At 43.5% G+C, this 620-nt stretch carries 1 protein-coding gene and 2 pseudogenes; all 3 read left to right on the forward strand.

The genetic code is table 11. The features are described 5' to 3' along the window. Positions 1 to 83: pseudogene (locus R7Z77_RS26540) on the forward strand (MSHA biogenesis protein MshJ); the annotation flags it as partial. Continuing rightward, positions 76 to 408 (forward strand): MSHA biogenesis protein MshK, encoded by a 333-nt coding sequence (locus tag R7Z77_RS26545; RefSeq protein ID WP_318137197.1) that lies wholly within the window; start codon positions 76 to 78, stop codon positions 406 to 408. The pseudogene R7Z77_RS26540 and the gene R7Z77_RS26545, both read left to right, overlap by 8 nt. Positions 409 to 428: 20 nt before the next feature. After that, positions 429 to 620, forward strand: a pseudogene (locus R7Z77_RS26550) (pilus (MSHA type) biogenesis protein MshL); the annotation flags it as partial.

The raw sequence follows: 620 nt of genomic DNA on the forward strand, positions 1-620 counted from the left end.
AAAGAGCCGAAGAGTATCCGAAAGCGAAGCTTGTGTTAGAAGTTTACACACTAGGATCTAGAGAGGAGTTTATTGGTGGTTAACAGACTCATCATCTCATTGCTTGTTATGGCAGCGGCAGGAACCGCTTGGGCAAACCAAGACCCAACGGCCCCACTTGGTTGGGAAAAGCCAGCGGTTGAAACGTCAGCGAAACCAAAAGTTAAACGGTATCGACTGCCTAAGCTCAACAGTATTGTGTGTAAGCCAAGTACTGATTGTATCGCGATTATGGATAACAAACTTGTCGAAAAAGGCGAGCTATTTAAGGGTTATCGCGTCGCGAGCATTAATAGTGAATTTGTAACTTTAAAGCGTGGTAACCGTCAGTGGGACCCAAAGCTTTTTGATTTAAACGTAAAACAATAATAACCAGAGCCCGATCAGATATGCGCAAATTAGTTGTAGGAATAACGATTGCTTCTTTAATGGGATGTTCAATGGGTCATCGGAATCCAGTGGAAGTTAAAGAAGCGCTCAATGAATCGATCAATCAAGCGAACAGCCGCACATTGGAAGAAATCCCTTCTTCTGTTGAGGCAGACTTGATGCCAAATTTAGACTCGAACGTTGCATCAGAG

Source organism: Vibrio sp. 1401 (assembly GCF_033340295.1).